This is a genomic window from Brevibacterium sp. ACRRH (assembly GCF_022346365.1).
Taxonomy (GTDB): domain Bacteria; phylum Actinomycetota; class Actinomycetes; order Actinomycetales; family Brevibacteriaceae; genus Brevibacterium; species Brevibacterium paucivorans.
Window position 1 is genome coordinate 23,256 of sequence record NZ_JAKRMN010000010.1, and the last position, 18,779, is coordinate 42,034.

At 58.4% G+C, this 18,779-nt stretch carries 17 protein-coding genes and 1 tRNA gene; 5 read left to right on the forward strand and 13 right to left on the reverse strand.

Going from position 1 to position 18,779, the window contains the following annotated elements:
• The first annotated feature begins 16 nt into the window (after positions 1–16).
• Entirely contained in the window at positions 17–307 is a 291-nt protein-coding gene (locus MHX53_RS09845) for a YciI family protein (protein WP_239272561.1), read from the forward strand.
• A gap of 26 nt (positions 308–333) precedes the next feature.
• On the opposite strand, the gene MHX53_RS09850 is transcribed toward MHX53_RS09845, so the two are convergent.
• Both MHX53_RS09850 and uvrB read right to left on the reverse strand, forming a co-directional pair.
• Positions 334–1,326 (reverse strand): TerC family protein, encoded by a 993-nt coding sequence (locus MHX53_RS09850; protein ID WP_239272563.1) that lies wholly within the window; start codon positions 1,324–1,326, stop codon positions 334–336.
• A 136-nt stretch (positions 1,327–1,462) separates the two neighbouring features.
• On the reverse strand, positions 1,463–3,592 hold the full coding sequence (gene uvrB, locus MHX53_RS09855) for an excinuclease ABC subunit UvrB (protein WP_275433742.1): 2,130 nt from the start codon (positions 3,590–3,592) through the stop codon (positions 1,463–1,465).
• 80 nt (positions 3,593–3,672) lie between these two features.
• Here uvrB and MHX53_RS09860 point away from each other — a divergent pair, with 80 nt between their 5' ends.
• Complete coding sequence (locus MHX53_RS09860) at positions 3,673–4,104, forward strand: OsmC family peroxiredoxin (RefSeq protein ID WP_239272565.1); 432 nt, start codon at positions 3,673–3,675, stop codon at positions 4,102–4,104.
• On the opposite strand, the gene coaE is transcribed toward MHX53_RS09860, so the two are convergent.
• From coaE to rpsA, 3 genes are all read right to left on the reverse strand, one after another.
• Positions 4,093–4,692 carry a dephospho-CoA kinase gene (coaE, locus tag MHX53_RS09865; RefSeq protein WP_239272566.1) on the reverse strand — a complete coding sequence of 200 codons (600 nt, stop codon included), beginning with the start codon at positions 4,690–4,692 and terminating at the stop codon, positions 4,093–4,095. The two genes, MHX53_RS09860 and coaE, sit on opposite strands and share 12 nt — an antisense overlap.
• A gap of 27 nt (positions 4,693–4,719) precedes the next feature.
• Positions 4,720–6,489 carry a YfhO family protein gene (locus MHX53_RS09870; RefSeq protein WP_239272568.1) on the reverse strand — a complete coding sequence of 590 codons (1,770 nt, stop codon included), beginning with the start codon at positions 6,487–6,489 and terminating at the stop codon, positions 4,720–4,722.
• A gap of 91 nt (positions 6,490–6,580) precedes the next feature.
• Positions 6,581–8,047, reverse strand: coding sequence for a 30S ribosomal protein S1 (rpsA, locus tag MHX53_RS09875; protein WP_239272570.1), 1,467 nt, complete (start codon positions 8,045–8,047; stop codon positions 6,581–6,583).
• Between the two features lie 261 nt (positions 8,048–8,308).
• Here rpsA and MHX53_RS09880 point away from each other — a divergent pair, with 261 nt between their 5' ends.
• Complete coding sequence (locus MHX53_RS09880) at positions 8,309–9,142, forward strand: class I SAM-dependent methyltransferase (RefSeq protein ID WP_239272571.1); 834 nt, start codon at positions 8,309–8,311, stop codon at positions 9,140–9,142.
• Here the strand turns inward: MHX53_RS09880 and polA are convergent.
• Positions 9,139–11,742, reverse strand: a complete 2,604-nt coding sequence (polA, locus tag MHX53_RS09885; protein WP_239272573.1) for a DNA polymerase I — start codon at positions 11,740–11,742, stop codon at positions 9,139–9,141. The two genes, MHX53_RS09880 and polA, sit on opposite strands and share 4 nt — an antisense overlap.
• 30 nt (positions 11,743–11,772) lie before the next feature.
• Here polA and MHX53_RS09890 point away from each other — a divergent pair, with 30 nt between their 5' ends.
• Positions 11,773–12,213: a hotdog fold thioesterase gene (locus tag MHX53_RS09890; protein ID WP_239272575.1), complete on the forward strand. Its 441-nt coding sequence runs from the start codon at positions 11,773–11,775 to the stop codon at positions 12,211–12,213.
• A gap of 26 nt (positions 12,214–12,239) precedes the next feature.
• Here MHX53_RS09890 and MHX53_RS09895 read toward each other — a convergent pair whose 3' ends face one another.
• Positions 12,240–12,860 (reverse strand): response regulator, encoded by a 621-nt coding sequence (locus MHX53_RS09895; protein ID WP_102238053.1) that lies wholly within the window; start codon positions 12,858–12,860, stop codon positions 12,240–12,242.
• A gap of 69 nt (positions 12,861–12,929) precedes the next feature.
• On the opposite strand from MHX53_RS09895, the gene MHX53_RS09900 reads away from it, so the two are divergent.
• Positions 12,930–13,011 (forward strand) — tRNA-Leu (locus MHX53_RS09900).
• A gap of 33 nt (positions 13,012–13,044) precedes the next feature.
• Here MHX53_RS09900 and pyk read toward each other — a convergent pair.
• Genes pyk through MHX53_RS09930 form a run of 6 tightly spaced genes read right to left on the reverse strand, consistent with a single transcriptional unit; the run spans position 13,045 to position 18,729 of the window.
• Complete coding sequence (pyk, locus tag MHX53_RS09905) at positions 13,045–14,571, reverse strand: pyruvate kinase (protein ID WP_239272577.1); 1,527 nt, start codon at positions 14,569–14,571, stop codon at positions 13,045–13,047.
• Between the two features lie 29 nt (positions 14,572–14,600).
• On the reverse strand, positions 14,601–15,671 hold the full coding sequence (gene lgt / locus MHX53_RS09910) for a prolipoprotein diacylglyceryl transferase (RefSeq protein WP_239272579.1): 1,071 nt from the start codon (positions 15,669–15,671) through the stop codon (positions 14,601–14,603).
• Positions 15,668–16,462 (reverse strand): tryptophan synthase subunit alpha, encoded by a 795-nt coding sequence (gene trpA / locus MHX53_RS09915; protein ID WP_239272581.1) that lies wholly within the window; start codon positions 16,460–16,462, stop codon positions 15,668–15,670. The genes lgt and trpA overlap by 4 nt, the downstream gene beginning before the upstream one ends.
• Positions 16,459–17,652: a tryptophan synthase subunit beta gene (trpB, locus tag MHX53_RS09920; RefSeq protein WP_204515960.1), complete on the reverse strand. Its 1,194-nt coding sequence runs from the start codon at positions 17,650–17,652 to the stop codon at positions 16,459–16,461. The genes trpA and trpB overlap by 4 nt, the downstream gene beginning before the upstream one ends.
• A gap of 25 nt (positions 17,653–17,677) precedes the next feature.
• Positions 17,678–18,454 (reverse strand): indole-3-glycerol phosphate synthase TrpC, encoded by a 777-nt coding sequence (gene trpC, locus MHX53_RS09925; protein WP_239272583.1) that lies wholly within the window; start codon positions 18,452–18,454, stop codon positions 17,678–17,680.
• Positions 18,451–18,729, reverse strand: coding sequence for an HGxxPAAW family protein (locus tag MHX53_RS09930; RefSeq protein WP_204515958.1), 279 nt, complete (start codon positions 18,727–18,729; stop codon positions 18,451–18,453). The genes trpC and MHX53_RS09930 overlap by 4 nt, the downstream gene beginning before the upstream one ends.
• Positions 18,730–18,779: the final 50 nt, after the last annotated feature.

Here is an 18,779-nt window from a genome sequence, read left to right on the forward strand (position 1 = left end):
TAACAGGGAGGCACACATGGCGACTTTTGCCGTTGTTTACGAATACGGACCCGACACCGAGACCCGGATGAACGCGCGTCCTGAGCACCGCGCGTGGCAGAAGCGGTTGAACGAAGCGGGCGTTCTGCTCGCATCTGGCCCGCTGGAATCAGAGGACCAGCCTGGCGGGCTCTTGATCTTCCGTGCGGACAGCCAGGCTAACGTGGAGGATCTGTTAGTGCAGGACCCCTACGCTGAGGGGGGCGTTATCGCTTCTACCCAGGTTCGCCCCTGGACCCCAGTGTTCGGGCCCTTTGCGGAAGCGTAACTTCAACCCACCTCGCGTCCGGCCACTTAGCTGTCGTCTTTTTCGTGGTGCGTCATCGAACCGAACGTAATGCGGTCTGGCGTGCGACGCGCCTTGATCAGACTTGCGATCGTTGCGATGAGCATCGCGGAGACGATGAAGCCCAGTGATACCCACGTGTTGATTTCGGGAACACCCGGGAACCAGGTTTCGTGCATGGCGTGCAGGATGAGCTTGACACCAATGAACGCCAAGATCGCCGCGATTCCGTACTTGAGGTATTCGAGCCTGTCCAAGAGACCACCCAGCAGGAAGTACAGCTGACGCAGACCCATGAGAGCGAACAAGTTCGCGGTAAACACGATGAACGGGCTCTTGGTGATACCGAAGATCGCGGGAATTGAGTCCAGCGCGAACATAATATCGGTGGTTCCAACCGCGAGGAACACTAGCAACATGGGTGTCCAGTGCTTTACACCGTCGACTGTGGTGCGGAGTTTGTTGCCGTCGTAGTCGTCGGTGTAGTTGATCCGCTTCTTGAGGAACTTCACGAAACCGGTGTCTTCGTCGCTCTCTTCTTCGTCGCCAAATGCCTGCTTGAAGGCGGTGTAGAGCAGGAAGATACCGAAGATGTAGAATACGCCCACGAACAATTCGATGATCCATGCCCCGGCAAGGATGAAGGCGCCGCGGAAGATCAAAGCAACAATGATGCCCACCATGAGCACTTCTTGTTGATATTTCTTGGGGACCGAGAACCTGCTCAAGATGATCACGAAGACGAACAGGTTGTCGATTGACAACGAGTATTCGGTGAGCCAACCGGCTAGGAACTCAACGCCGTGGTCCGTGTCGCCAATCGCGAACATCAGTCCCGCGAAGATGAGTGCCAAGACCACGTAGAACACCACCCACCCGGTGGCTTCTTTCATCGAAGGGATGTGTGGTCGTTTGAGAATAAGAAGTAAGTCAAAGATCAGCAGAGCAACCAGAACGGTCAGTGATCCGATTTCAAACCATAGAGGTAGAGCAGGTGACATGCGAGCCTTTCGTCGATTACTCGAAAGTCTCTCCCGCGTGTGTGACGCCTAGACTCCGGGTGCCTGTACACCGTGATGACGAAGTCTCGTTATGGGATACTCCCCTTCGCAAACTTCTTCAGTTTAGCTGATCCTCTTATGATTCGCGTTGCATTGTTCGCAGTTCCTTCTTGATGTCTTGAAGTTCGTCGCGCAGACGGGCAGCCAGCTCGAACTGAAGTTGTTCGGCGGCTTCGTGCATTTGTTCAGTGAGTTGGGCAGCCAGTTCTGCGAGGTTTTCACTGGGCGCAGTCGTGACATCGGGTTTGAGCGTGTCAGATTTCACGGAGCTAAAGCCACGTTTACCCTTGCCGTAATCAAATTCAGTGAGCAGTTCGCGTGTGTCTTCGTCTTCGCGTTGCAGACGTTCCGTAATATCTGCAATCTTCTTGACCAGAGGTTTCGGGTCAATACCGTGCTCTTTGTTGTATGCCAGTTGAATTTCGCGACGGCGGTTCGTTTCGTCGATCGCCTCACGCATACTTGGGGTGATGGTGTCTCCGTACATGTGTACTTCACCGTTGACGTTACGGGCCGCACGTCCAATCGTCTGGATGAGTGACTTGGACGACCGCAAGAACCCTTCTTTGTCGGCGTCCAAGATCGCTACGAGGCTCACTTCGGGAAGGTCCAGACCCTCGCGCAGAAGGTTGATACCGACGAGCACGTCAAACACGCCGGCACGCAGTTCACTTAAAAGTTCAACGCGTTTGAGCGTGTCCACGTCCGAGTGCAAATACTGGACTTTGATGTCGTGTTCAAGCAGATAGTCAGTGAGGTCTTCAGCCATTTTCTTGGTGAGCGTGGTGACCAGAACACGCTCGTTTTTCTCGATACGGTCGCGGATCTCCCCCAGAAGGTCGTCGATCTGCCCGCGCGTGGGTTTGACGGTGACCTTGGGGTCCACCAGGCCCGTGGGACGAATGATCTGCTCGACGACACCTCGGGACCGTTCGAGTTCAAAGTCACCCGGGGTCGCCGACAGATAGACGGTCTGGCCGATCCTTTGGAGGAACTCGTCGAACTTCAACGGGCGGTTATCCAAGGCGCTGGGCAGTCGGAAGCCGTGCTCTACCAGCGTGCGTTTGCGGGACATGTCACCTTCGTACATGCCACCGATCTGCGGCACGGTGACGTGGGATTCGTCGATGACCAGAAGAAAGTCTTCCGGAAAGTAGTCCAGCAGGCAGTTGGGAGCGGTGCCTGCCGCACGCCCGTCGATGTGGCGGGAATAGTTTTCAATACCCGAGGTGAAACCCATCGACTGCATCATCTCGAGGTCGTATGTGGTGCGCATTTTCAAGCGTTGCGCTTCGAGAAATTTGTTTTGTTTCTCAAGTTCCGCCAGGCGCACTTGCAGTTCGTCTTCGATCGCTGCGATCGCCTTACCCATCCGGTTTTCCCCGGCCACATAGTGTGAAGCGGGGAAAATGTGCACGATGTCTTCGTCTCGAATCACTTCACCCGTGAGTGGGTGCAGGGTGTGGAGTGCTTCGATTTCATCGCCGAAGAATTCGATGCGGATGGCGAGTTCTTCGTACTGCGGGATGATTTCGACCGTGTCCCCGCGTACCCGGAAGGTTCCGCGGGTAAACGCCATGTCGTTGCGGGTGTACTGCATTTCGACGAAACGTTTAAGCAACTGATCACGGTCGACTTCGTCTCCGATTTCGAGCGACACCATCCGGTCTACGTACTCTTCCGGGGTTCCCAGACCGTAAATACATGACACAGTGGAGACGACCACGACGTCGCGGCGGGTAAGCAGTGAGTTGGTTGCTGAGTGGCGCAGGCGTTCGACTTCGTCATTGATGGACGAGTCTTTTTCGATGAACGTGTCGGTTTGTGGAACGTACGCTTCTGGCTGGTAGTAGTCGTAGTACGACACGAAGTACTCGACCGCGTTGTGTGGCAGAAGCTGGCGGAACTCGTTGGCCAGCTGCGCGGCCAAGGTTTTGTTGGGCGCCATGATGAGCGTAGGTCGTTGGACTTTTTCGATCAGCCACGCGGTCGTCGCCGATTTACCCGTACCCGTGGCACCCAGGAGCACGACGTCCTTTTCACCGTCGTCAAGCCTGCGCGCGATCTCCGCAATCGCAGTGGGCTGGTCACCCGACGGGCTGTACTCGCTGACCACCTCGAACGGGGCGACGCGCCGCTGCACGTCAGGGCGGTGCCCGATCGCCGGAACGGGAATGTTGGCAGGAGTGCTCGGCTCAGTGCTCATTCTTCAAGTCTAGCGACTGAAGCTTGCTTAGCGCCCGGTCGCGTTAGCATGAAAATAGCTCTCTAACAGAAAGGTTTCATATGTCCGTTATTTCCAAAGCTCAGGCAACATGGACGGGTTCACTTGCGTCCGGCAACGGAACCGTGTCGCTGAACTCGTCACAGCTAGGCAACTTCCCTCTCACGTGGAAGGCCCGTTCAGAAAACGCGCCGTCTGCCGACGCAACGACTCCAGAAGAACTGCTGGGTGCGGCTCACGCCAGCTGCTACAGCATGGCTCTGGCAAACCTGCTGGCTCAAGAAGGTGTCGCAGTCGAATCGATTTCCACCGGTGCAGATGTCACCTTTGATCAGGAGAAGGGCATCACCAATATTCATCTGTACACCGTGGGTCGCGTTGAAGGACTTGCAACAGCTAACTTCGAAACGATCGCGCAGCGCGCTAAAAAGGACTGCCCGGTCTCACGCGCCCTCAAGGGTGTCGATATTGACGTGACTGCGTCACTCGCGTGAGATAAACCGCTCCCACATCTGTTCGAACTGGGCGCGCAGGTGTTCGATGTCTCCCGAATTGTCGAGAGCAACATCGCACACCGCGCGCCTTTGTTCATCCGTGGCCTGAGCGGCGATGCGTTTCTTCGCGTCCTCTGAATCCATGCCACGGAGCTCCGTGAGCCGCTGCAAGCGAACTTCAGCCGGGGTATCAACGAGGACAGTCAGGTCGTAGTTCCCTGCCAAACCGGCTTCTACCAGCAGTGGAACGTCGTGAACGATTACCGAGTGATCACCCCGCAGCGCGTCGATTCGCTTTGCCGTTTCCGCGCTGATTGCCGGGTGCATGATGGCATTCAGGGCTTCGTGCGACTCTGCGTCCGCAAACGCGACTTCTGCGAGCTTCCCACGGTTGAGTTCCCCGCCGGCGCCCACAATACCGTCACCAAAGTACTCCACGAGTTCCACCAGTGCGGGTTGCCCCGGCTTCACCACGTCGCGGGCAATCGCATCCGCATCGACAATGGGCACGCCCCGCTCTTCAAATAGCTTGGCCACCGTGGATTTTCCTGCGCCGATTCCGCCTGTCAGACCAATGAGCATCACCATGCACACCATGCTAAACGCTTCACCCGCCTACAACCGGATCACGTACACACCACCCACGAACTGGACGTGCGCATTGGAGACCTCCGACACTGCCCGGGCGATATCGTTCGCTGGGTGTTTGAGCCCAGCACCCGAGTCCGTCACCGCGACGTACTCCACGCCTTTGACGCGAAGCTCCTCCACAGCTTCGCGTACCTGGTGTGGTTCCGGCATCGCGTCATCCTTCATGATCTCGTCCAGCTGAGTCGTTTCCGACTGGTACGCCACCGGCACGTTTTCGCGGGACCCAATGAAATACCCATCCACCTGTTTGAACCACATGCCCGACACTGCCTGCCCCACGAGCGATTCGTTGCTGTGCGGGCTCGCGGATGCCACCGGCCGGGGCATCATTTTCACAGTCGAACCCCGCGGAATGTGTTCGCGGACGGCGTCGTCGTAGAAGCTGGGGTAGGCAATGTTGCGTACTTCTACCGTTCCCGAGGTGGTTGTCAGCGCGATCAGGACCGTCGCCACCGCCAGGAGCGGGGTGAAACGCGGGCGGACCGTGTGCCATGCGATCGCCAACAGCAGTGCGAGCATGAGCGCTACGTGAACGCTCATGCGCATGGGGAGCACGTTTTCCAGAACCGGTGTGCTTTCAACCAAACGGAACGGACCGATGTTCACGGTGGCAGTTCCGTTGACAAACATGGGTGAGCCCATGGACAGAATAAACATCACGACGGCAACAACCGCGAACGTACGAACTCGGGCAGACATTACGTGTTTGATACTCAGGACCGCTACGATCACGGCGACCGTCAATAGCCACGGCCACCCGAGGTATCCCCCGATCTCGGCGTCATCGATACCAATCACACGTTGGATCTCTCGACCGGCAGATATAAGGGTGAACTTTCCCGGTGTCACGGGGTCCAAAAGGTCGTTATTCCAAATTCCATGGGGACGAATGGGACCTTCAGGCTTGCCAGGAAGCGCGAACATGGTAATCAACAGCGGCAGGCCGCACACAACAGCGACGCCAACCGCACCAGCACCACCTACGGCGATTCGACGAAATCCTTCACGAAACTCAGTCCACCGCAGGGCGACTGTGGCAACAAAAAGCACCACTGCCATGAGGAACGTGTGCGCCAAGAGTTCGTTCGACAGATAGAACTGCCAGCCCACCGCACAGCCCAACAGAACCGCATTCACCCAGGTACGACCTCGGCCGGTCACTAACCTTTCCACGAACCCAACCACCAGCGGCGGCAACACCGCAAAAGCCAGGTTCAAGTGGCCGGCAGACTGCGCGATCACGTACGTGGAAAAGCCGTATGCGATTCCTGCAACAAAGGCTGGCCGGCGCGACACGAACTGCGCGGCTGCCCACGCGGCCGCCAGCGCGCACGCGACCGGGGCGCACATGATCGCCACGTTGTACGCAACAACCGGCCCCCACACCAGCGTCACGGGAACCAGTGGCACGGCCAAGCCCATGACCGAGGTGTTCCATCCGCCATTGACCCCTGTCGGGTGGTTCATGGAACTGGTGTAAAGCAGGTTCTGTTCCCCGGAGCCTAAACCAATCCAGGACAGCACCACGTCAGCTGCATGGGCGAACCAGAAGATGAACAGGGACGAGTCGTCGTTGCTGGCGAACACACGATGCCCCATGTCACCCACCAAGCGCCCGTATGTCAGAACGGACAGCAGAACGCACACGGCAAAGAACACAAACCATTCCCGGCGTGAATCAGTGATCCAGGAACGCAACTGTGTGCGTGACGGGATCCAGCGGGTGAAAGTCATGGGCAGTCCAAGGGGTCGGAGGTGAACACGGGAATTCGTGGCATGCAAAAGGCTCCCGCACCGCGGTGCGGGAGCCTTCTACACAGAGCTATTAGTTACCAGCGAGCTTTTCGCGCAGAGCTGCAAGAGCTTCGTCAGAAGCCAGTGTGCCTTCGTCAGCAGCTTCTTCCGTGCTGTAGTTAGCTGCAGGCTCGGCTGGAGCTTCAGCAACGGCTTCGGCGTCGGCGGCGATTGCGCGTGCAACCTGCTTCTTGTGCTCTTCCCAACGGGCCTGAGCGGCAGCGTACTGCTGTTCCCAAGCTTCGCGCTGTTCGTCGTACCCTTCCATCCATTCCTGGGTTTCTGGGTCGAAGCCCTCTGGGTACTTGTAGTTACCGTCTTCGTCGTATTCCTGAACCATGCCGTACAGGGCTGGGTCGAGGAACTCTTCAGCGTCAGGGTCGACACCTTCGTTAGCCTGCTTGAGCGACAGCGAGATGCGACGACGCTCAAGGTCGATGTCAATAACCTTGACGTAGACGGTTTCGTCAACCGAAACAACCTGTTCAGGCAGGTCAACGTGGCGAACGGCAAGTTCAGAGATGTGAACCAGACCTTCGATTCCGTCTTCAACGCGAACGAACGCACCGAATGGAACGAGCTTGGTGACCTTACCAGGAACGATCTGTCCGATAACGTGCGTGCGAGCGAAGTGCTGCCATGGGTCTTCCTGAGTTGCCTTGAGCGACAGGGAGACGCGTTCGCGATCCATGTCCACGTCGAGAACCTCGACGGTGACTTCGTCGCCAACGGTAACAACTTCGTTGGGGTGGTCGATGTGCTTCCAGGACAGTTCGGAAACGTGAACCAGACCGTCTACGCCACCCAGGTCCACAAACGCACCGAAGTTGACGATCGAGGAAACAACACCCGGACGAACCTGGCCCTTCTGGAGGGTCTGCAGGAAGTCGTGGCGAACGGTGGACTGGGTTTCTTCCAGCCATGCGCGACGCGACAGAACAACGTTGTTGCGGTTCTTGTCGAGTTCGATGATCTTAGCGTCGACCTTCTGGCCGATGTAAGGAGCGAGGTCACGGACGCGACGCATCTCAACGAGGGATGCAGGAAGGAATCCGCGAAGCCCGATGTCAACGATGAGTCCACCCTTGACAACTTCGATGACGGTACCGGTGACGACACCTTCGTCTTCCTTGACCTTCTCAATGTCTCCCCAAGCACGCTCGTACTGTGCGCGCTTCTTGGACAGCATGAGGCGACCGTCTTTGTCTTCCTTGGTCAGAACCAAAGCCTCGATGGGGTCTCCCACCTCGACGACCTCTGCTGGATCTACGTCGTGCTTGATCGACAGTTCACGCGAAAGGATGACACCTTCCGTCTTGTAGCCAATGTCGACCAGAACTTCGTCGCGATCTACTTTGACGATGGTTCCTTCAACGATATCTCCGTCGTTGAAGTACTTGATGGTTTCGTCTACGGCCGCGAGGAATTCGTCAGCAGAGCCGATGTCGTTAACGGCAACCTGCGAGTTCTTCGCCGTTTCCGGCGTGGTGGTGGTCATAAAGGTAGGGACTCCGTAAATGGACTTACACCCGGTAATTCACGGTCACGAAAGACAGATTCGACTGGATCGAATATGCGCTTTCATGGGCTGTCGTGAGTCACCAGGAATGTGGTTGACAACATGGACAATGTATGACGTAAACAGCGCACATTGCACAGTTCGCGCATACGCTAAGAAAGTGTAACACTATCTTGCAGTTCTTGACAGCGACACTGCCTACCACCTCGGCAGTAGTCAGACGCCCATGAAAGGTGAAGCGTGGACGAGACCGAAAGCACAGCAGAGATCATTTCCGGGGGCTACATCCCCATTGACGAAGAAACCTCAGTGCGCGCAAACCGCACGTACTGGGATGGCTCGGCTTCGGAGTACCTCGCTGAACACGGCAGTTTCCTGGGCGCGTCCGACTTCATCTGGTGCCCTGAGGGCGTTCACGAGTCCGACGCAGGGCTTTTGGGCGACGTGTCCGGCAAGTACGTGCTGGAGGTCGGGTGTGGCGCCGGCCAGTGTTCGCGGTGGATTGCTAAGCAGGGCGGTTTTGCGACCGGCGTGGACTTGTCGTCCGGCATGCTTGAGCAGGCGTCGCGTCTCAGCCGTGAGCAACCTCTCACCGGCGGCGCCGTTGAGCCCACGTTCTTGCAGGCTGACGCGCGTAAGCTTCCGTTCCCGTCCGGCTCGTTTGATGTGGCGTTTTCGTCCTATGGGGCGTTGCCTTTTGTGAAGGACGCCGAGGTCGTTCTCAGTGAGGTTGCGCGTGTCTTGCGTCCGGGTGGAGCTTGGGTGTTTTCGGTCACTCATCCTCTGCGTTGGATGTTCCCTGACGTACCGTCGGAGGCCGGGCTCACCGTGGAGTACTCGTACTTCGATCGAACCCCGTATGTGGAGCTCGACAGTTCAGGCAACCCCATCTACGCGGAACACCACCGCACGATTGGCGACTGGGTGAACCTCATTGTGGATGCAGGTTTTGCACTGCGCGGCATCACCGAACCCGAATGGCCCAAGGACAACCACACCGCGTGGGGTGGCTGGTCGCCACTGCGCGGTGAGCTCATGCCCGGAACCGCGATCTTCTCGACTGTGTTGCCTTAGTGCGCAGCGTCCTGCCAGTTGGGCCCAACGCCCACATTCACATCCAGTGGCACGCTGAGCTGAGCCGCCTGGCTCATGTTCTCGCGTACGAGCTTCTCAACCTGGGTCGCTTCACCAGCCCAGATCTCCAGGATGATTTCGTCGTGGACCTGCAAGAGCATGCGGGACTTCAGTCCGGCCTCCTGCAAAGCGTCGTCGACCCGCTTCATGGCGATCTTCATGATGTCGGCGGCACTGCCCTGGATGGGCGCGTTGAGTGCTGCGCGTTCCGCCATTTCCCTAAGCTGGCGACGGTCTGATCGCAACTGTGGCAGGTACCTGCGACGACCGTACATGGTTTCGGTGTACCCACGTCCGCGTGCTTCTTCGACCACCTGGTCCAGATATTCCTTCACGGCCCCAAAGCGCGCGAAGTAGTCATCCATGAGGGCGCTGGCTTCACCCGTTGGAATGCCTAGCTGGCGCGACAGCCCGTACGCGCTCAAACCGTAGACGAGTCCGTAGGACATGGCCTTGACCTTGGAGCGCTGCTGGTCAGTGACGTCGTCGATCGCAACCTCGTACACCTGCCCAGCCACGTAGCGGTGAAGGTCCTCGCCGTCCTCAAACGCTTGAATGAGAGCTTCGTCGCCTGACAAGTGGGCCATGATCCGCATTTCGATCTGCGAATAGTCCACGCTCATGAGGCTTTCGTAGCCGTCGTCCTGGGCTGCTTGGAACACGGAACGGATACGTCGGCCGGCCTCGGTGCGGACCGGAATGTTCTGCAGGTTGGGGTCCTTTGAGCTCAAGCGCCCGGTCGCTGCGACGGTCTGCAGATACGTAGTGTGGATACGCCCGTCGTCGGCAACAACCTTTTGCAGACCCACCACGGTTTGTTTGAGCTTGGTGCGGTCGCGGTGGGCCAAAAGGTGTTCGAGGAACGGGTGCTGCGTTTTGACGAGCAAGTCCGCAAGCGAGTCGGCATCCGTGGTGTAACCGGTCTTGGTGCGTTTGGTCTTGGGCATATTGAGTTCGTCGAACAGCACGGTCTGCAATTGCTTGGGCGAATTTAGGTTCACTTCGTGCCCAATCGACGCATACGCCTCCGACGCACTCTGCTGAGCCGCTGCCTCAAACTCTGTGATGAGCTCGTTTAACACCGGCTGGTCAATGCCGATGCCCGCAATCTCCATGCGCGCCAGGATTTCCTGTGTGGGCATCTCGATGTCATGGAGAACGCCCTGCACATGGTTACGTTCCAGGTCTTGACGCAGACGTGGGTACAGCGCCACTGTGACCCACGCGCGGTGTCCAAGCTGTTCTCCCACATCGGTGAGCAGGTCGCGGTCTTCGTCCAAAACCACGCCGAGGTCGCTGGCCATGTCCGCGAGACTGTAACCGCGTGCGTCGGGTGCGAGTAGGTAGGCGGCAAGTTCGGTGTCCATGATGGGCCGAGGTTGTGTAAAGCCCCGCTCGACCCACGCGTGTAACAGCGGCTTGACGTCGTGTGCGACTACCTGCTTTGTGGACAGGAACGTGTCAAGCGCGTTGAAAGCGTTCTCGTCGAGGTCGGTGAGGTCGACCCAGATTGCGAAGTCGTTGCTGGCAAGTCCCAGCGTGTCATCTTCGAGTGCGAAGCCCACGGGCTCTTCCGCCGCGTCCAACCACGCCGGAAGGTCCACGCCCGAGGTGGCGACGACCTCGGGCAGTTCAACCTGCGGGACCTGCTCAACGTCAGCGAAAAACAGGGCGTTCACCCGCTCAGCCAGCTGGCGGAACTCCAACTGGTCGAACAGCGCGGTGACCTGGTCGTGGTGCGCGCCCTCCCCCACCTGGGTGTCCAGTGGGTCGATGTCGAGGTCGAGGTCTTCGACGAGCTTGTTGAGACGGTAGTTTCGTTTGACGTCATCGAGGTGGTCGCGCAGGCTTTGGCCCACTTTCCCGCCAATGTCCTCAGCGTTGTCGATGATCGCGTTGAGGTCACCGTACTTTGCTAGCCACTTGGCTGCCGTCTTTTCACCTACCCCGGGAACGCCGGGAAGGTTGTCGGCTTTTTCTCCCACCAGGGCCGCCAAGCCACGGTAGTTCGCAGGTGTGACACCGTATTTGTCTTCAACTGCCTGAGGTGTGAACCGGTTGAGCTCCGACACGCCACGCTTGGGGTACAGAATCGTCACGGTGTCCGATGCCAACTGGAACGAGTCCTTGTCGCCGGACGCGATTTTGGTGGTGACACCTCGGTCTGTTGCCTGCCGGGCAAGCGTTGCCAGAATGTCGTCAGCCTCGTAGCCCTCCAAGGTGAGGACTGGGATGTTGAGCGCGCGCAGCATGTCCTGAATGAGGTCCACCTGACCCGGGAAGTCTTCCGGTGTGCGGGCACGCCCGGCCTTATATTCGGGGTATTCGTCGAGCCGGAAGGTTTGCCGCCCGAGGTCGAAAGCGACCGCTACGTGGTCAGGTCTTTCATTTTCGAGCACGGTGAGCAACATAGACAGGAAGCCGTACACTGCGTTTGTGGTTTGCCCGGTCGAGGTGGAAAAGTTCTCGGGAGGCAACGCAAAATAAGCACGGTAAGCGAAAGAATGTCCGTCAATCAGAAGTAGAGAGCTCACACTCACACGATAGCTCACAGGCCCAAAGGAGTAGCCATGCCAATGCTCACACCAGACATGACCCCCGAAGAGTTCGACGCCGTGTTACAGAAGGTCGGCCACATTGGCGACGACACGATCATGAAGCGCACAGGCATGTCATTGACGCGCATTGGGTTCGACTTTGCCGAAGGAACCATGCCCGTTGCCGGAAACTTACAGCCCATGGGTCTGTTCCACGGGGGTGGACACGTGGTGTTGGCGGAGTCGCTGGCCTCAATGCACGCGTTTGCCCGCAACGACGGGCAGCCAGTAGTGGGTGTGGACCTCAACGCGACACACGTGCGTGCCGCGCGAGAAGGAACAGTGCATGGGCGCGCCGAGACTATTCACGCGGGGCGCACGATCATCAACCACGAAGTGCGCATGACCGACGACGACGGGAATCTCTTGTCGATCGTGCGGATCACGAACTTCCTGCGGCGTGAGTCCAAATAGTTCTTGTGGAACTAGTTCTTTTCGAATTAGTTTTTTTCGATCTGGTTGAGAACCGTTTCGGCAACTTCACGCATGGTGAGGCGACGGTCCATCGAGGTCTTCTGGATCCACCGGAAGGCTTCGGGTTCCGTCAGCCCCATGTTTGAAATCAGCAGGCTCTTGGCGCGTTCCACCAGTTTGCGGGTTTCAAAACGGTCGGTGAGGTCGGAAATTTCGGCTTCGAGAGCCGTGATTTCTGCGTGACGTGACAGGGCGATTTCCAGGGCTGGAACCAGGTCTGCCGAGGTGAACGGTTTGACAACGTATGCCATTGCGCCGGCGTCGCGCGCCCGGTCCACGAGTTCCTTCTGTGAAAAAGCAGTGAGCAGGACAACGGGAGCGATCCGGGCCTTTGCGATGTGTTCTGCAGCCGTGATGCCGTCCATCTTGGGCATTTTGATGTCCATGACCACGAGGTCTGGGCGCAGTTCATCGGCGAGGTGGATTGCGGATTCGCCGTCGGCAGCCTCGCCGACGACGTCATAACCAACCTCACGGAGCATCTCCACAATGTCGAGACGAATGACCGATTCGTCTTCTGCTACGACTACTCGTCGGACTGGATGCGATTCTGCTGACGCGTTTTCTGAGTTAGACACGCTACTCATCCTAGTTCACATTGGTAAGGACCGTAAAACATCTGGTACTGTTACTTAGGTTCTCATCGCGAGAGCCATGCCGGATTGGCGGAATTGGTAGACGCGACGCACTCAAAATGCGTTGTCGAAAGACGTGTGGGTTCGAGTCCCACATCCGGTACTCGCCTGGGCTAATGCCCAGGCTTTCCCTTCATCAGTCCTCACGGATCACGTGTTGCGAACCCGTGGGCGGTTCTGGAATCTCCCCGTAACCACCGGATTGGTTACGATCCTGATCTTCGCGATACACCGGAGCCACACCTTTAATGGTGTCCCCAACCGCGTGAACGCGCAGAGCGTTCGTAGATCCAGCAATTCCTGGAGGCGAACCCGCAACGATGACACACAGCTGGCCGTCCTCAGCCAGACCAGAACTCAACAAGATCTCATCGACCTGACGCGCCATTTCATCCGTGTGGCGCATGGGGTTGACCAAGAACGTGCGCACACCCCATGACAGAGCCAGCTGGTGGCGGACGCGAACATCGGGGGTAAAAGCCAGGATGGGCTTGTCTGCGCGAATACGCGACATGCGACGCACCGAGTCACCCGACTGCGTGAACGTACACAGCAGGTCAATCTTGAGCTGACGTGCAATCTGAACAGCTGCTGCCGTAATTGCACCACCGCGCGTGTGCGGTTCGGTTCCCAGAGGCGGAACGCGTTCCAGGCCATGCGCTTCAGTCGACTCGATGATCGCAGCCATAGTGCGCACGGCTTCTTTCCAATACGTTCCCACTGCGGTTTCACCACTGAGCATGAGGGCATCGGCCCCGTCCAGAACGGCGTTCGCGCAGTCGGACACCTCGGCGCGCGTCGGACGCGACTCATCGATCATCGACTCCAGCATCTGCGTGGCAACAATGACCGGCTTAGCTTGACGACGGCACAACTCGATGGCCCGCTTCTGCACAATGGGCACCTGCTCGAGGGGCAGTTCGACTCCCAGGTCACCTCGGGCGACCATAATGCCGTCAAAGGCACCCACGACATCCCGCAAACTTTCCACGGCCTGTGGCTTTTCCAGTTTTGCGATCACCGGGATCCAGATTTCTTCTTCCGCCATGATCTGGCGAACGTGGGCCGCGTCTTGTGCGTCGCGCACGAACGACAAAGCCACCCAGTCCGCACCCATGTGCAAACCGAACCGCAAATCCTCAACGTCTTTTTCCGACAGGGCGGGCACGGACACAGGAACGCCCGGAAGGTTGATCCCCTTGTGGTTCGACACGTTGCCGGGAACCTCAACTTCGGTGACGACCTCGGTATCTGTCACCTCGACGGCGCGCAACCGCACGCGACCGTCGTCAATGAGCAACGGGTCCCCCACCTCGACATCCGTGGGGAGCTTCTTGTACGTGGTGCCGGAGAGTTCGCGGGTGCCAACGACATCGCGTGTTGTGATGGTGAACCGGTCGCCACGTTCCAGTGCAATGGGCTCAGGTGTCTCAAACTCACCGAGGCGGATCTTAGGGCCTTGCAAGTCGATCAGAATTGCAATTGCGCGCCCAGTTTCTTGTGCCGCCCGACGGGCCCACTCATAGCGACGCTGGTGGTCTTCGTGGGTGCCGTGACTGAAGTTGAAACGAAGGACATCGGTGCCTTCGTCGATGAGTGTACGGATTGCTTCGTATGAATCTTGCTTGGGACCTAGTGTTGCGACAATTTTCGCGTGCCTCATACTGCCACTCTAACCCGAATAACCCGAACTCAGCGCGTCTGGTCTCCCCGTTTATCTGGAACCTGCGGAACGATCGAAATCGTGGACGTGACAGCCCCGTAAAAGCCGAATGATTTATCGCTTACAGGCTCCGCTTCTTCGACGATTGGTAGCGACATGGTCTGTGGGCCAAAGCCCACTTCTCGTACCCCGGGAGCTGTGGCTCCGCGTGTGTAGGGCGGGAAGTCGTCCGGGTTGTCGTGCGATTTCACGGCGACGTCGTACGCGACGCGCTCACGTGTGTGGGCGACGTCTGTGCCGGCACCGTAGCGGCTCCGGGACACGATGAACAGCACCGCGCCAAGCGCGAACACCAGGATGGATGTCCACACGTTGAGTCGCAAGCCCAGGATGTGTTCTGCCGTGTCGATGCGCAGTGCTTCGATCCACACGCGACCCAGCGTGTAGTAGCAGATGTAGGCGTAGAACACTTGCCCGTGCTTGAGCTGGAACTTTGTGCCTGCCCAGATGAGGAGCACCGCGCCTATAACGTTCCACACGCTTTCGTACAGGAACGTGGGGTGGAACAGCGTGTCTGCAGGGAGTGAGGGGTCGGGCCAGTTGGGGCTGGCCGGGTCGATCTGCAGTCCCCACGGCAACGTGGTGGGCGCTCCGAACAGCTCTTGGTTGAACCAGTTTCCCCAGCGACCAATCGCCTGGGCGAGAATCAGCCCCGGGGCGGCCGCGTCAATGAACGACAGAAACCGAATCCCATAGTGCCGGGCCACCAGAAACGCGACCAAGACACCCAGCGCAACAGCACCCCAGATGCCTAAGCCACCGTTCCAAATGTAGAGCGCCGCTATAGGGTCGCCACCGGGGCCAAAATACGGCGCCGGGGTAGAAAAGATGTGGTACAAGCGCCCACCGATGATTCCCGCTGGCACCGTCCACACGGCTATGTTCCACAGGTCGTCGGACGTTCCGCCACGGGCGATCCACCGCTTGTTGGTGAGCCACAGAGCAACCGCAATTCCCGTCAGAATACACAGCGCGTACGCGTGGATCGTCAGAGGTCCAAGCGAAAACCCACTCCATGTGGGTGACGGGATTCCGTTCATGCGGTAGGTTCCTTCAGTGTTCCGGTATGCAGTGACGTGGCGAGTTCACCCACGGCCTCCGGCCCTCCGGAGGTGAGTGCTTTAACCAGCGCCGAGCCCACAATAACGCCATCAGCGTATTCGGCAAGTTCGGCGACCTGTTGGGCGTTGTTCACGCCCAGGCCCACGCACACGTGCTGGGCACCGGCTGACTTGAGTCGTTCAACCAGGTCACGGGCGTGCGAGTCAACCGAGTCACGCGTACCAGTGACACCCATCGTCGACGCCGCGTACACGAACCCGCTTGAACTATTCACAATCGTGGCAATGCGTTCAGGCGTGGACGACGGCGCAGCTAAGAAGATCCGGCCGAGGTCGTAGCGGCTAGCCGCGTCGATCCAGTCGTGTGCTTCGTCCGGAATCAAGTCCGGGGTGATGATTCCCGCACCTCCGGACTCGTGCAGGCGTTTGGCGAATGCTTCGACGCCGTACTGATAGACGATGTTCCAGTACGTCATGACCACGGGCAGGGCCCCAGCTTCAGCAACTGCTGAAACCGCGCGGAACAAGTCATCTGTGCGGACCCCATTTTCGAGCGCGGTTTCAGCCGCATGCTGGATCACCGGACCATCCATGCCGGGATCAGAGTACGGCATGCCCACCTCAACGATGTCGCACCCATTCTTGGCCAGTGCCACCATCGCCTCAATCGACTCATCGACCGTTGGGTAGCCCACGGGCAAGTAACCGATCAGAGCGGCACTACGACCCTGGTTGGCAACTGTGCCCAGTAGTTCACTCACGGCGGTCATGCTTGCGTCGCCCCTTCGTCAATGTAGTTGAACCACTTTGCTGCAGTGGTCATGTCTTTATCGCCACGGCCAGACAGATTCACCAGAATCGTGGCATCTGGACCCAGTCGCTTCCCCACACGCATGGCGCCTGCAAGCCCATGTGAGCTCTCAATAGCTGGGATGATTCCTTCGGTTCGCGACAAAAGCTTAAACGCTTCCATGGCTTCGTCGTCGACAACGGGTTCGTAAATCGCACGACCAGAGTCGAACAGGTGCGCGTGTTCCGGTCCCACGGACGGGTAGTCCAGACCGGCTGACACGGAGTGCGACGGGAGCGTCTGGCCGTCCTCGTCTTGCAAAATGTAGGTCTTTGAACCGTGGAGCACACCTGGCCTACCACCGGAGAAACGTGCAGCGTGGCGACCCGTGTCGATACCGTCTCCCCCAGCTTCGAACCCGTACAGCTGAACGTCGGAGTCATCTAAGAACGCCGCGAAGATCCCCATCGCGTTCGATCCGCCACCCACACACGCGCACACGGCATCCGGCAACTGGCCCGTCGCTTCCAGAATCTGCGCGCGGGCCTCATCACCAATGATCCGCTGAAAACTGCGCACCATGGCCGGGAACGGGTGTGGCCCAGCGACGGTCCCAATCAAATAATGCGTATCCGCAACGTTGGCAACCCAGTCGCGCAACGCCTCGTTCATGGCGTCCTTCAAAGTGGCCGTGCCGTTCTTCACGGCAACGACCTCGGCGCCCAAAAGCCGCATACGCGCCACGTTCAACGCCTGCCGCTGGGTGTCCTCATATCCCATGTACACCGTGCATTCCAGGCCAAAGAGCGCAGCCGCGGTAGCCGTCGCAACACCGTGCTGACCAGCCCCAGTTTCAGCGATCACACGCTTTTTACCCATGCGCTTGGTGAGCAGGGCTTGACCAATGACGTTGTTGATCTTGTGGCTTCCCGTGTGGTTGAGGTCCTCGCGCTTGAGGAACACGCGCGCTCCCCCGCAGTGGGCGCTAAACCGGGTCGCTTCGGTCAACAAACTGGGACGACCCACGTACTCAGCCTGAAGGCGGGCCAGTTCGTCTTTAAACTCGGGGTCGACCATCGCTTTTTGCCAGGTTTCGTCGATTTCGTCCAACGCAGGCACGAGCGCTTCGGAAATAAAACGCCCACCGAAATCACCAAAATACGGTCCCATATGTACCTTCCTGACAGGCGCGGACTTACTGACGTCCAGCGCGTGTAAATTCTTCAACCGACGCCCTGGGGTCGCCCGCTTTCACGAGCGCTTCACCACAGAGCACCACATGAGCACCGGCAGCTGCGTATGTGCGGATATCCTCGACGGATTCCACACCGGACTCCGCAACCAGAGTTGCTCCCTGCGGTGCGTCCGACATGATAGGAGCCACGCGCGCAGTATCGACGCTGAGGTCCTTGAGGTTGCGCGCGTTGACACCAATGAGCCCCGCGTCCAGCGCCCGCACCCGCTCCATCTCTTCTGGCGTGTGGGTTTCAACCAGGGCTGTCATCCCGAGGTCGTTGCTGAGTGCGTAGAAATCTTTCAGTTGCGTATCGTCCAGGGCAGATGCCATGAGGAGGACGAGGTCAGCACCGTGAGCACGCGCTTCATAGATCTGGTATTCCGTGACGGTGAAGTCCTTGCGCAGGATGGGAATGTTCACGGCTGCGCGCACGGCGTCGAGGTCGTCCAGACTTCCGTTGAAGCGTCGCTGTTCGGTGAGCACGCTGATCGCTAGCGCTCCCCCGGCCGCGTACTGGGCGGCCAGTTCAGCGGGGTTGCTGATGTCCGCCAAGTGCCCTTTTGAGGGTGAGGAGCGTTTGACTTCGCAGATCAACCCGAATTCTTCAACGGGGAGAAAAGGGAGTGCCGGGCTTGCGTCCTCTGCGCGCTTCTTGCACTCCGAAAGAGAAATCCGAGCCTCACGTTCTGCAAGGTCGGCTCGGACTCCATCAATAATGCTGTTAAGTACGCTCACTTGGCTAGCGTGTTGTGGTGCTTCTTAGGTCCCAAACCTGCCTTGTGGAGGATGGGGGCCAGAAGAATTGCCAAAACAACCAGACCTACGCCAACCCACACCAGCATGAAGGGGCCAAACACGAAACCAATGGTTCCGGAAATCGCTGCAAGCATCACCATGACTGCTGGCACCCAGCCTGCAACCGAGTGTCCGTGGCCGGGGTCTTGAATCGCTTCGTAGTCAATTGTTGACTTGTCGAGGTCAAAGGCCCCGTTGCGGTACTGAGATTTCATTCTTCTCCTTATGCTGGTCTCGCGGTCATTGTCTCATGGAGTTCTCAGGT